Raw genomic sequence first — 13033 nt, 5'->3', positions numbered from 1 at the left:
TGCATGGCGATCAGGCTTTCTTTTGCGTGGCGCTGAATTCGAGCCGGGCTTGGGGCGCCTCGGGGGCTGGCTTCTTGGCACGACGGCGCTTGGTCGGCACAGCCGCCATGGCTGCCTGGGCGGCCTGGAGGGCCTCTGTGGCAGCAGCCTGCTCAGCTGCCCGGCGGCTCGCACCACTGCCCAGGGCCGCAATGGAGAGCTTGGCCACGGCACATTCCACCTCGAAGACCTGGTTATGGGCAGCGCCAAGTGTGGCCACCACCTGATAGGCCGGCAGCGGGAGGCCGTGGCCCTGAAGGAATTCCTGAAGGAGAGTCTTGGCGTCCTTGCCCAGGGTGGTGGCATCGACCTGCCGAAGAATGGGCAGGTAGAGCGACTCGACAACCCGTTGGGCCTGCTCGTAGCCACCATCAAGGTAGATGGCACCAATGAGTGCCTCCAGGGCATCGGCCAGGATGGAGGGGCGACGAAGCCCACCGCTTTTGAGTTCCCCCTCGCCCAAGAGAAGATTCTGGTGCAGTGAGAGGGACTGGGCAATGTCGTGCAAGGCCCCCTGTCGCACGAGGCTCGATCGGACTCGGCTGAGATCCCCCTCGGCAAAGCTCTCAAGTTCTTTGTAGAGAAGCCCAGACACCGCCAGGTTTAGAACGCTGTCGCCCAAGAACTCCAGCCGCTCGTTGTGCGGAATGCCATGGCTTCGGTGTGTGAAGGCCAGACGCAAGAGGCCCTGATCCTGAAACCGGTAACCCAACCGGGTCTCGAGATCAGTTGGCTCGGTCATTCGATGCCGCCCAATCTGGAGAAGTCGCCCGAGAACACCTCGGAGGCATTGAACCAGATGACCACGGCCTTGCCCACCAGATTGCGCGCTGGAACAAATCCCCAGATGCGACTGTCGGCCGAATTGTCTCGGTTGTCACCCATGGCGAAGTAATGGCCTTCAGGAACCTTGCAGCGCATGCCACCCGGCGTGCGCTCGCAGGCCTCTCGGTTCGGAAAAGACTCCAAGAAGAAAAACTCGGGTGCCCCCAGGTCATTGAGGGTGTCGTACTGACGCGTTCCGATCTGTTCGGTGTAGCGGCGAGAGGCTCGGACTGAACCCGGGTCTACAAAGACACCTTTGTCCACGCGCGGAATGGGCTGGCCATTGAGCACCAACTGCTTGCCCTCGAAGACGATCTCATCGCCCGGCAGACCCACAATTCGCTTGATGTAATCGACAGATTCATCCTTGGGATATCGGAAGACAGCCACATCCCCGCGGGCGGGCTGCCCGGTGGGTATGACCAGGGTGTGGGCCACCGGCAGGCGAATGCCATAGCTGTACTTCTGAACCAGGATGAGATCGCCAATCCGGAGGGTAGGGATCATGGAGCCCGATGGAATGTTGAAGGGCTCAAAAAGAAACGAGCGAACGAAAAAGACCAAGAAGAGCACCGGAAAGAAGCCGGCCGTGTACTCCAGCCAGGCCGGCCGATTCGAGCCTGCTGGTCGGCCCTTTCGCCAGACGAATCGGTCTGCAAACCAGAGGGCACCGGTGGCCAGGCACAGGAGCAACAGGATGAGTGCGAAATTCATGAATCCACCTTCAAAATGGCCAAGAAGGCCTCCTGTGGGATCTCCACCGTGCCGACCTGCTTCATGCGCTTCTTGCCCGCCTTCTGCTTCTCAAGGAGTTTGCGCTTGCGGCTGATGTCTCCCCCGTAGCACTTGGCCAAAACATTCTTTCGCAAGGCCTTGATGTTCTCGCGGGCCAGGATGTTCACGCCAATGGCCGCCTGTACGGCCACATCGAACATCTGTCTGGGAATGAGCTCTCGCAGCTTGGCAGCGAGCTCGCGGCCACGGCCCTGGGCATTGGCCCGGTGCACAATGACCGAGAGGGTGTCGACCCTGTCGCCATTGATGAGAATATCCATCTTCACAACATCGGAGGCTCGGTATTCCTTGAACTCGTAGTCCATGGAGGCATAGCCGCGCGAGATCGACTTCAGCTTGTCGAAGAAGTCGAGCACGATCTCGTTCATTGGAATCTCGTAGGTCAGGTGCACCTGCCGGCCGTGGTAGGTCATGTTGGTCTGCATGCCGCGCTTGGACGTGCAGAGCGACATGACCACCCCGACGTAGTCTTGGGGCATGAAGAGCATGACATCCACAATGGGCTCACGGATCTCTTCAATCTTGGATGCATCGGGCATCTTCGAAGGATTGTCGACATCGATCACGCTGCCATCCTTCATGAGCACCTGATAGACCACCGTGGGCGCCGTGGTGATGAGATCGATGTTGTACTCGCGCTCGAGCCGCTCCTGGACGATGTCCATGTGCAACAACCCAAGAAAACCGCACCGAAACCCAAAGCCCAGCGCCTGGGAGACCTCTGGCTCAAACTGCAAGGCCGCGTCATTGAGTTGCAGCTTCTCCAGGGCGTCTCGCATGATGTCGTACTCGCTCGACTCCACCGGATACAGGCCAGCAAAGACCTGCGGCTTGACCTCTTTGAATCCGGGCAGGGCTGCTGGAGCCGGCTTTTGTGCAAGGGTGACGGTGTCGCCAACCTTCGCCGCCTTGAGCTCCTTGATGCCAGTAATGATGAAGCCCACCTCGCCGGCCGAGAGCGCATCGCGCTGAACAGACTTGGGCGTAAAAACCCCAAGCTGCTCGACCACATGGGTTGAACCCGTGGCCATGAGCAGAATCTTCTCGCGGGCCAAGAGCCGACCGTTGATCACCCTGACCAGCATGACCACGCCAACATAGTTGTCGAACCAGGAGTCGATGATGAGGGCCTGCAAGGGTGCCTCTGGGTCGCCCTTGGGCGGCGAGATCTTCGCCACGATCATCTCGAGAATGTCACGAACCCCCTCGCCCGTCTTTGCACTGCAGCGGATGGCGTCCTGGGCCGGCAGTCCAATGACATCTTCAATCTCCTCAATGGCCTGCTCTGGGTTGGCCGCGGGAAGGTCGATCTTGTTGAGCACTGGCACCACCTCAACCCCGAGGTCGAGCGCGGTGTAGCAGTTGGCAACGGTCTGGGCCTCGACCCCCTGGGAGGCGTCCACCACCAACAATGCACCCTCGCAGGCCGAGAGGGACCGGCTTACTTCATAGGAGAAGTCGACATGGCCTGGCGTATCGATGAGGTTAAAAAAATAGCGCTCACCATCGAGCGCTGTGTATTGAAGTGCCGCCGTCTGGGCCTTGATGGTGATGCCGCGTTCTCGCTCGAGGTCCATGGAGTCGAGGACCTGCGCCTCCATCTCACGGTCGGACAGCCCACCGCAGAGCTGGATAATTCGATCTGCCAGTGTGCTCTTGCCGTGGTCGATGTGGGCGATGATGGAAAAGTTTCGGATCTTCTGCACGCTAGGGCCGGACGGGGACGAATAAGACACCCTCGCCGCGTCGGACCAAGAACGCCACCACCTTTTTACGGTCGAGGCGCTCTACCAACTGTGCAAATTGTTGCACCGAAGCAATTTGGGTGTTGTTCACCGACAAGATTATGTCACCCTGGCGCAACCCAGCCCGTTCGGCAGGACCCTTGACCCCAGACACCAAAACCCCTTCGCCCTTCTTGCCGGCCGCCTTCTCCGCCGCCGTCACGGAAAGCCCGAGCCAATTCACCGCCTTTTCCACTGGCGGCTTCTCTGGCGCGGACGGCCCTCTGACCGTCCGCTCAGGCTCCAACTCGGCCACGTTGACGCTCAGCGTCGTGGCCTGGCCTCGGCGCCAGACCTCTAGGCTCGACTGCGTACCGGGCTTGGTGTTGCCCACCAGTCGGGGAAGGTCGGAGAACTTTTCGACCTTTTTTCCACCAAACCGCGTGATGATGTCGCCAGGCTCAACGCCAGCCTTGGCGGCTGGTCCGCCCTCTTCCACGCTCCGGACCAAGGCGCCCGCGGCAGCCTTCAGGCCCAGGGCCTCGGCCACATCTCGAGAGACCTCGTCGATGGCCACGCCGATGCGGCCCCGGACCACCCGGCCGCCGGCCCTGAGTTGATCGGCCACCCGCTGGGCCTCATCGATTGGAATGGCAAAGGAAATGCCCATGAAGCCACCCGTGCGGCTGTAGATCTGGGAATTGATGCCAATGACCTCGCCGTTCATGTTCAGCAGTGGCCCCCCTGAATTGCCAGGGTTCACCGCCACATCGGTCTGGATGAACGGCAGGTAGTCACCAGTATCCCGGCCCTTGGCGCTCACAATGCCCGCCGTGACGGTGTTCTCCAGGCCAAAGGGAGACCCGATCGCCAGGACCCACTCGCCGACCTTGAGCTTGTCGGGCTGGCCGAACTTCAACGTGGGCAGGCCGGAGGCATCAATTTTCAGCAGCGCAATGTCGGTTCTGCGGTCGGAGCCGATGAGCTTAGCCTTGAACTCCCGCTTGTCTGTCAGGGTCACGATGATCTCGTCGGCCCCCTCAACCACATGGTGGTTCGAGAGAAGGTAGCCATCGGTCGAGACGATGAAGCCCGACCCCACCCCGCGAGGACGCTGCTGCTCGCCATCCTCTGGGGGTGGACCACCAAAGCCAGGGTGGCCCGGGGGCGCGAATCGGCGAAAGAATTCGTAGAAGGGATCGCTCTCATCGAGCTGGGGCGTGGGCCCGCGCATGGCGGGCTTGGCCTTCTCAACCGTTCGAATGTTCACCACGGCCGGACCAGCCTTCTCAACCAGTTCGGTGAAATCCGGGAGTCGGGCCTGCGCTGGTGACAGCGCAGCCAGACAGAGGGCCATGGCAATGGACAACGCCCAGCCAGTGGATCGGCTCAACAGCATGGAGGGATGCATGGTCAATCCTCTTTCGGTGTGGGATACCGCTTAGGGTAAGGGATCTGGAGAGACCTTTTGGGCCAACGCCACCGCGGTGGGCAGGGGAACCTCCCCAATTGCAGTGATGAGCCAGTTGTTGTGACGCACCGCGGCGATGCTGGTGCCGCCCGGCGACTCCGCTGGCACATGGGGTGCCTGTGAGACATCGGACTCCATGAAGACCGAGATGCGGGCCAGGCCGTCCGAGAAGAAGATCTGGCGGCGCTGGCCATCGGGAGAGCGAAGGCCCGACACGGGTTTGAATCCGCCATAAGTGGGCAGACCCCGCAACTCCTGTTCAGCCATCGGAGCTCGGTCCTCCAGCTTCTGCGTCCAGCCGGGCTGACCCTCGTAACGCGAGCGAACCGCAACCTTTTTCCCGACCTTGAGCTCCGTGAAGGCGAGCTCGGCGAGCACGCGGCCATCGGGGTGCATCTGCTGGGACTTCAGCAGCAGGCCTGTCTTGCGGTCGACCCAGTAGCGCCAGGCATATCGGTGAGCGTCGACGGGTTCGAGTTCGATCTTGTCGGTCGGCAGCCCGGCCACACGTTTGCCCGGCGACACCTTCAGGCGATAGTGGACCAGAACATCCTCCGGCGCCCCGTGAAGCAAGGCAGGGAAATCGGCCAGTCTTGGCACCATGGGCGAGACGCGCACCGTCTTCTGCTCTGGAATGAATGTCTTGATGGCGTCTGAGGAGCGGATGACCTCACGAGGCTCTCCATCCACAGAAACAATTCTCACAGTGGGACGCGCACGATCGACCTGCTGATAGATCTTCGCCGTAAAGAGCCCCTCACCGTGGCTGTGAACATAAGTGCCAGCAAAGCTCAAGGAGGAGGCCGCCTGATGCACACGGCTGAGCTGCTCGGTGGGGTGGCCGCCGGGGCTGGCGGCCAGGGGGCTTCCCAGGGAGGCCAGGGCCAGCGCCGCCAAAGGCAGCGCCACCCCCAAAGGCCGGGTCTTCAAGGACGGGCCTCCTGCGTCATCCGCAGCCGTGTGATCATCGAGCCGTGAGACTCGAGGAGAGACTGGGTGTGGGGATCCTCGAGCGACGCCCTCAGAACGGCCACATTGGGCGGCGTCACCAGAGGCAAGGCACCGATGCCCTGGCCCGAGAACTGAACCCGAGTGGGCGCTTGTGCTTGGGTGGACGAGGCGGTGCCGGCGGGGCCGAGAGGCTCTATCCCGACCAGCACCACAGCCGATACGAACCCCACGGCGGCAACCGAGGCGGCGATCGCGCCTCGCCAGCCAACAGACACCTTGCTGCGGCGGACGCGGGGCGCCAGAACGGTCGGTTCGTCTGCGAGATGGGCCGATACCTGGGAAACGAATGAGGACGATGCGGCGCCAGCCAACTGGCCACGCAGTGCGTCTCCAATCAGGCTGTAGGCGTGGAAGTCGGCCTGGCGGCCGTGGTCGGAGGCGATGGCCGCCATGACCTGCCTGGCCTCCTGTGGGGTGAGTTCACCGTCCAGGAGGGCAGAGATATTGGCGCGGTCGGCGGGGTCGATGGGCAGCATGGGTTCTCCTACCAGCGTTTGTCGTCAGGCGTGTCGAGCAGTGGCCGAAGCTCCAGGGCAATGGCCTCCCGCGCACGAAAAATGCGGGATCGAACGGTACCGATTGGACAGTTCATGGCCTCTGCGATTTCCTCATAACTCAGCCCTTCAATTTCACGAAGCATGATGGCCGTCCGGAGGTCCGGTGCCAAGGCCTGCATCGCCTTGTCTACCGTTTGTGCAACTTGCCGGGAGGACAACATGGCTTCTGGCGTCTGACTGTCGATGCCGGCCTCAGGAATCCAGGGCTCTGCATCACCGTTGTCGTCAGATCTAGTGAGGTCAGACAACGGAACTGGGCGCCGGTTCGATGCGACCAGCGCATTTTTTGCCGTGTTCACCGCAATCCGATACAGCCAGGTGTAGAAGGCGCTGTCGCCTCGGAACTGAGACATGGAGCGGTAGGCCTTGATGAAGGCCTCTTGGGCAATGTCCTCAACCTCTGCGGGGTCTCTCACCAGACGGGAGATCAGGCGGATGACCTTCCGATGGTACTTGGATACGAGTAAGTCGAAGGCTTTTTTGTCACCGGCCTGAACCCGCTCGACCAGCAGCTGGTCGGTGTCGCGCTCAGACACGATCAGACCCGCGCAAAGACCAGTGTGCCGTTGGTGCCGCCAAACCCAAAATTATTCTTCACCGCCACGCCAATGGCCATGTCACGGCCATGGTTTGCGCAGTAGTCGAGATCGCACTCTGGGTCCTGTTCAAAAATGTTAATGGTGGGGGGGCTGGCCTGATGGTGAATGGCCAAGACGGTGAAGACGGCCTCCACACCACCCGCCCCGCCCAACAGGTGGCCCGTCATGGATTTGGTGGAGTTGACCACCAGCCGGCCCGCGTGGGCGCCAAAGGCGGCCTTGATGGCATCTGTCTCGTTCTTGTCTCCCAGCGGCGTCGAGGTCCCGTGCGCGTTGATGTATTCCACGGCATCGGGGTTCACACCGGCATCTCGAAGGGCCGCCAGCATGCAGCGTCGGGGGCCGTCCATGTTGGGTGCAGTCATATGAAAGGCATCGCCCGAGAAGCCAACACCAGAGAGCTCTGCGTAGATCTTGGCACCTCGAGCCTTGGCATGCTCGTATTCCTCAAGCACCATGACCCCGGCACCCTCCCCGAGCACAAAGCCATCTCGGCCCTTGTCCCAAGGGCGAGACGCCGTGGCGGGGTCGTCATTGCGGGTTGAGAGTGCCCTGGCCGCAGCAAACCCGCCGACACCCAGCGGCGAGATGGTGGACTCAGCCCCACCCGCCACCATGACATCGGCATCACCATATTGAATCAGGCGAGCGGCCAGCCCAAGGCTGTGCAACCCCGTGGTGCAGGCCGTCACGGCCGCCAAATTGGGGCCCTTGAGCCCCCGAAGAATGCTGATGTGGCCCGAGATCATGTTGATGATCGAGCCGGGCACAAAAAATGGCGAGATGCGCCGGGCCCCGCGGTTGGTGTATTCCGTGTGAGTGTCTTCGATCATCGGAAGGCCACCGATTCCCGAACCCACCATCACGCCAAGGCGCTCTGCGTTTGCCTCTGTGACCTCTAGGCCGGAGTCATCGAGGGCCTGAAGGCCCGCCGCAATGCCGTAATGGATGAAGACATCCATGTGACGAGCCTCTTTGGCTGCCACATAGTTCTCGATGTTGAAGCCCTTGACTTCCCCCGCGAAGTGGACCGAGAGGCCCGAGGCATCGAAGCGCGTGATGTTGGCAATGCCAGTCCGCCCCGACATGAGTGACTGCCAGGCCTCGGCGACGGAATTGCCAACAGGAGAGACGCAACCGAGGCCGGTAACCACCACCCGGCGCCGTTGCGAATGAGGAGACGACACGGCGGGGGGACGAACCTACTTCTTGAGGTTGTTGTTGATGTAGTCGATGGCCTGCTGAACGGTGGTGATCTTCTCGGCCTCTTCGTCGGGAATCTCACACTCGAACGCATCTTCCAGCGCCATCACCAGCTCAACGGTGTCGAGGGAATCGGCCCCAAGGTCGTCGACGAATTTGGACTCGGTCTTGATGTCTTCAAGCTTGACGCCCAACTGCTCCGAGACGATTGCTTTGACGCGCTTCTCGATGTCTTCCATGATCTTCTTTCCTGTGGTGAACCAAGGGGTGTACAGCGTCGAGATTGTATCAGGACATGGCCATGCCACCGTTGACGCTGAGTGTCTCGCCGGTAATGTAGCCAGCGCCCTCTGAAGCCAAAAAGACGACAGAAGACGAAATATCGATGACATTTCCGAGACGTTGGAGCGGGATCTGGGCGGTGAGCGCGGCCACCTGCTCTGGGGACAACCCTCGGGTCATGTCCGTGTCGATGAACCCCGGCGCCACCGCATTGACGGTGATGCCTCGACTGCCCACCTCTCGGGCCAAGGCCCTCGTCATCCCAGCCACCCCAGCCTTGGCCGCAGCGTAATTGGCCTGACCAGCGTTCCCGATCTCACCCACGACCGAGGTGATGTTGATGATGCGGCCCCAACGCGCCTTCATCATGGGCCGAAGCACCGCTCGGCAAAGCTTAAAGACACTGCTGAGGTTGGTCTCGATGACCGCGTCCCACTCCTCATCCTTCATGCGCATGGCGAGGTTGTCGCGCGTGATGCCGGCATTGTTCACAAGGATGTCGAGGCTGCCATGGTCGGCCGACACCTTGGCCACGATGGCCTCAATCGCACCAGGCTCGTTGACCTGCAGCCGCTCACCATGGATGGTGAGCCCTTTGGCCAGCGCCTGCGCCGAGATGGCCTTCGCACCATCATCGGTGGTGGCAGTCCCCACCACAATGTGGCCCGACTGGGCCAGGCCCTCTGCAATGGCCTGACCAATTCCCCGGCTCGCGCCGGTCACCAATGCAACTCGCGTCATGCTGTGGCCTCCAGAGTCTGTTCAAGGCTGGCCTGATCCAGGATGTTGAGCATGCGCACCTCTGGGGCGATGCGCTTGACCAGGCCCGACAGCACCTTGCCTGGGCCGCACTCGACCATGGTCTGGACACCCTGGGCCACCATGGCCTCGATGGTCTCCACCCAACGAACCGGTCGCATGGCCTGTAGCGCAAGGGCCTGCCGAATGTCTTGGGCGGCTGCATGAGGCTGGACATCGACGTTGTGGAGCACCGTGAATACAGGGCTGCCAAGCGAGAGCACCGCGAGCCGCTGCTCCAGGGCCTGGGCCGCAGGCGCGAGAAGGCTGGCGTGAAAGGGTGCGGACACCGGAAGCAAGATGGCCCGCTTGGCCCCCGCCGCCTTCAAGGCATCGCAGGCGGCCTGGACCGCAGGCAGGTGGCCTGCGATAACGGTCTGATCGGGCGCGTTGAAGTTCACCGCCTCCACGATGGCACCGTCACGGCTGTGTGCCCTGCAATGCTGATCGACCTCGGATGCAGACAGCCCGAGAATGGCGGCCATGCCGCCAGTGCCCACCGGCACTGCCGCCTGCATCTGCTCGGCACGAAATCGAACCGTTCGCACCGCATCGGCCAAGGAGAACACGCCCGCAGCCGTGAGCGCAGCGTACTCGCCAAGGCTGTGGCCGGCCGCGTGCGTGGGCATCCGCCCCCCGGCCGCACGATAGGCCTCAAAAAAGGCCACGCTGCAGGCCAGCATCACGGGCTGGGTGTTCACGGTCAGGCCGAGTGACTCTGCGGGGCCATTGGCCACCATGGCAGCGAGGTCCTCGCCCAGGGCGGCTGAGGCCGTATCGATCACCGAGGCAACGGTGCGATTATCAGAGAAGCCCCCGAGCATGCCCACGGTCTGGGAGCCTTGGCCTGGAAATAGAAAAGCGATTGAGGCGGACATCCAAAAATTCCTTACGCTGATGACATTGAATCGTGCGTGAGTCGGGCGAGCACAGCCCCCCACGTAAAGCCGCCACCCACACCCTGCATGAGCACCGTCTGGCCCTTGCGAAGGCGGCCATCTCGCCGCGCGGTGTCGAAGGCCAGGGGCACAGATGCGGCCGACGTGTTGGCGTGTCGGCCCACGGTGGCAATCACCCGCTCGAAGGGAAGCCCCATTCGGCGCGCAGTGAACTGAAGAATTCGAATGTTGGCCTGATGGGGAATGAGCCAATCGACCTGATCCGCGGTCATGTTGGCATCGGCCAAGACCTCTCGAGCCGAGGACTCCAGGACCTCGACGGCCAGCTTGAAGACTGCCTGGCCATCCATGGTGAGGAAGGGGTGGCCCATGGCCGCACCGTGCTGAATGGAGCCGGCCGTTTGGAGAATGTCGGCATGCTGCCCCTTGGCGTGTAGGCGGTGGGCCAGGATCCCCGGTGTATCGCCAGCACGTAGAAGCATGGCCCCTGCACCATCGCCAAAGAGCACACAGGTGCCTCGGTCGTTCCAGTCGAGAATTCTTGAAAAGACCTCTGCGCCGATGACCAAGGCCGTCTTGGCCTTGCCCATCCGGATATAGAGGTCGGCGGTGGCCAGGGCGTAGACAAACCCACTGCAGACCGCCTGCACATCAAACGCCATCCCCTGCGAGATGCCGAGCTTTTGCTGAACCAGGCAGGCGGTGGACGGAAAGATCATGTCGGGCGTGGAGGTTGCCACGATGAGCAGGTCGATCTCGGAGGGCGCAACACCTGCGTCGACCATGGCCTGGCGCGCCGCCTGGGCTGCAAGGTCGCTCGAGAAAACGCCATCTGGCGCGATGTAACGCTGGGCAATGCCCGTGCGCTCTTGAATCCACTGGTCGGATGTCTCAATGCCGCGAGCCGCGAGCCTGTCGGCGAGTTGAGCATTCGAGACCGGCTCACCCGGCAGGGCCTGTCCTGAGCCGATGATCTGCGAATAAGGCATGGGGGTTGTCATTGGGTGATCAGCCGGCGAGAAGTGCCTGGGCAATGCGCTGATTCAGGCCGTGGCTGGCCGCCTCTGCAGCCCGATCGAGTGCGTGCCGAAAGGCATAGGCGTCGGCTGAACCATGGCTCTTGAAGACGATGCCTCGCAGGCCCAGGAGGGCCGCTCCGTTGTAGCGTCGGTGGTCGACCCGCCTTGCAAAGCGCTTGAGGACGGGGCGTGCGGCCAGCGCCAGCAGCCTCGTGAACCAGCTCTGGGTGAACTCCTTCTTGAGAAATCCTCCCATCATCTGGGCCAGGCCCTCGGAGGTCTTGAGGGCCACGTTGCCCACAAAGCCATCGCAGACGATGACATCCACTGTGCCTTTAAAAATATCGTTGCCTTCCACGTTGCCCACGAAATTCAGGCTCGTGGCGCGAAGCAACTCGCCCGCCTGCTTGACCGTCTCGTTCCCCTTGATGATTTCCTCGCCCACATTGAGCAGGCCAATCGAGGGGCGTGACTCGCCGCCCAGGGATGTGACGAGGGCCGCACCCATCATGGCGAACTGAACCAGGTGCTCGGGGGAACAATCGACATTGGCGCCGAGGTCGAGCATGAGGGTGGCGCCGCCCGTTCGGTTGGGCAGGGAGGTGGCAATGGCCGGACGATCGATGCCTTCGAGGGTCTTGAGCACGTAGCGCGAGATGGCCATGAGCGCTCCCGTGTTGCCCGCGCTCACGGCGGCCTGCGCCTCGCCGTCGGAGACCGCCTCGAGGGCGAGGCGCATCGATGAACGACGCTTACCCTTGAGCGCCACGGCGGGGGGATCATCCATGGCCACCACCTCATCGGTGTGGCGAATCTGAATACGAGATTGAAGCCGGGGGAAGGCGGACTGCTGGCCCAAGGCTGCCTCGATGCGAGGCGCCTGGCCGACCAGCAGCACGCTGGCGCCGGGGTTGCGTTCGAGGAACTCGACCGCAGCGGGGATGGTGACCACCAGGCCATGGTCCCCTCCCATGGCATCGATGGCCACGCGAATGGCCGGGGGAGACTGAACGGACAAGCCTAAACGGGGCCTAAGCCGACGCCTTGGGTTTAAACCTCAGCAACCGATGTCTTGACGACCTTCTTGCCTCGGTAATAGCCCGATGGGCTGATGTGATGCCGGCGATGCACTTCGCCCGTGGTGGGTTCAACCGCCACGGGTGGGTTGGTCAGGAAGTCGTGCGCGCGATGCATACCCCGCTTCGAGGGCGACTTCTTATTCTGTTGAACGGCCATGGTTCTCTCTCCGGGGGAGCCTTCAAAACCCTCAAGTATACCCGAATGGCCTACTTCCTTTGCAGGAGTTTTTCAAGGCCGGCGAATGGTCGAAGCCGCTCGCTGTCGCCAGGATCTTGCCCCGTGGGCAGCATGGAGCAGTCCGGATGCAAGGGGGTCTCGCCCACGGCCAGGAGCACCTCGTCTTCGCAGAGTGAGACGAGGCTCGCGCCGTCCTGGCTGGAGAGGGTCTCGAGGGCGTCCTCCTCCACATCAAGCGCCTCATCGGCCTCGGCTGAGGTCTCAAAACAAAGGAAACGCCTGTCGGCCTGAAGCGGGAAACGAACCGGCTGAAGGCAACGGCCACAGGGGGCCAAGGCCGTGGCCGACACGGACAGCACCAGGGTGTCATCAGAGAAGCGAACCGACCAGCGCATCTCGCCATCCAGCCGCAGGCCAGACGCATTTAGCCGGGGCAAATCGGCCTCGCCGAAGCATCCCTCAAAGGCAGCCCCCCCAGGAAAGCGTGCGCGAAACAGATGGAGTTGAAACGGTTCGTTGGGGTCGAGGGTGGCCGTGGGTCGCATGAAGGCCAT

The 13033-nt window shown here is 62.2% G+C and carries 14 protein-coding genes and 1 pseudogene; all 15 read right to left on the bottom strand.

Annotated features, from left to right (window positions below; translation table 11 throughout):
• Positions 1–58 precede the first annotated feature (58 nt).
• Positions 59–781 (bottom strand): annotated as a pseudogene (rnc, locus tag AC8GDA_RS04280) (ribonuclease III); the annotation flags it as partial.
• Positions 778–1578 carry a signal peptidase I gene (gene lepB / locus AC8GDA_RS04275; protein WP_506557068.1) on the bottom strand — a complete coding sequence of 267 codons (801 nt, stop codon included), beginning with the start codon at positions 1576–1578 and terminating at the stop codon, positions 778–780. The gene lepB and the pseudogene rnc, both read right to left, overlap by 4 nt.
• A complete protein-coding gene (gene lepA, locus AC8GDA_RS04270) occupies positions 1575–3365 on the bottom strand; it encodes a translation elongation factor 4 (protein ID WP_506557067.1) in 1791 nt (596 codons plus the stop codon). Before lepA ends, lepB begins: the two co-directional genes overlap by 4 nt.
• A gap of 1 nt (position 3366) precedes the next feature.
• On the bottom strand, positions 3367–4794 hold the full coding sequence (locus tag AC8GDA_RS04265) for a DegQ family serine endoprotease (RefSeq protein WP_506557066.1): 1428 nt from the start codon (positions 4792–4794) through the stop codon (positions 3367–3369).
• Positions 4795–4824: 30 nt separating this feature from the next.
• Complete coding sequence (locus AC8GDA_RS04260) at positions 4825–5784, bottom strand: MucB/RseB C-terminal domain-containing protein (protein WP_506557065.1); 960 nt, start codon at positions 5782–5784, stop codon at positions 4825–4827.
• On the bottom strand, positions 5781–6341 hold the full coding sequence (locus AC8GDA_RS04255) for a sigma-E factor negative regulatory protein (RefSeq protein ID WP_506557064.1): 561 nt from the start codon (positions 6339–6341) through the stop codon (positions 5781–5783). Before AC8GDA_RS04255 ends, AC8GDA_RS04260 begins: the two co-directional genes overlap by 4 nt.
• Before the next feature lie 8 nt (positions 6342–6349).
• Entirely contained in the window at positions 6350–6958 is a 609-nt protein-coding gene (rpoE, locus tag AC8GDA_RS04250; RefSeq protein WP_506557063.1) for an RNA polymerase sigma factor RpoE, read from the bottom strand.
• Positions 6959–6960: 2 nt separating this feature from the next.
• A complete protein-coding gene (gene fabF / locus AC8GDA_RS04245; RefSeq protein ID WP_506557062.1) occupies positions 6961–8208 on the bottom strand; it encodes a beta-ketoacyl-ACP synthase II in 1248 nt (415 codons plus the stop codon).
• Positions 8209–8223: 15 nt separating this feature from the next.
• Positions 8224–8463, bottom strand: a complete 240-nt coding sequence (acpP, locus tag AC8GDA_RS04240) for an acyl carrier protein (protein ID WP_506557061.1) — start codon at positions 8461–8463, stop codon at positions 8224–8226.
• Between the two features lie 49 nt (positions 8464–8512).
• Entirely contained in the window at positions 8513–9247 is a 735-nt protein-coding gene (gene fabG, locus AC8GDA_RS04235) for a 3-oxoacyl-ACP reductase FabG (RefSeq protein WP_506557060.1), read from the bottom strand.
• The gene (gene fabD / locus AC8GDA_RS04230; protein ID WP_506557059.1) at positions 9244–10182 is read right to left on the bottom strand and encodes an ACP S-malonyltransferase; all 939 of its coding nucleotides are present in this window, start codon (positions 10180–10182) and stop codon (positions 9244–9246) included. Before fabD ends, fabG begins: the two co-directional genes overlap by 4 nt.
• Positions 10183–10193: 11 nt before the next feature.
• The gene (locus AC8GDA_RS04225) at positions 10194–11204 is read right to left on the bottom strand and encodes a beta-ketoacyl-ACP synthase III (protein WP_506557058.1); all 1011 of its coding nucleotides are present in this window, start codon (positions 11202–11204) and stop codon (positions 10194–10196) included.
• A 7-nt stretch (positions 11205–11211) separates the two neighbouring features.
• Positions 11212–12195, bottom strand: a complete 984-nt coding sequence (gene plsX / locus AC8GDA_RS04220) for a phosphate acyltransferase PlsX (RefSeq protein ID WP_506557192.1) — start codon at positions 12193–12195, stop codon at positions 11212–11214.
• A gap of 77 nt (positions 12196–12272) precedes the next feature.
• Positions 12273–12458, bottom strand: coding sequence for a 50S ribosomal protein L32 (gene rpmF, locus AC8GDA_RS04215; RefSeq protein ID WP_506557057.1), 186 nt, complete (start codon positions 12456–12458; stop codon positions 12273–12275).
• Positions 12459–12508: 50 nt separating this feature from the next.
• Entirely contained in the window at positions 12509–13024 is a 516-nt protein-coding gene (locus AC8GDA_RS04210) for a YceD family protein (protein WP_506557056.1), read from the bottom strand.
• Positions 13025–13033 lie beyond the last annotated feature (9 nt).

This window comes from Hahnella aquatica (SeqCode) (assembly GCF_965194505.1).
GTDB lineage: Bacteria > Pseudomonadota > Gammaproteobacteria > Burkholderiales > Burkholderiaceae_A > Hahnella > Hahnella aquatica.
This window is presented reverse-complemented; position numbering and strand designations above follow the sequence as displayed.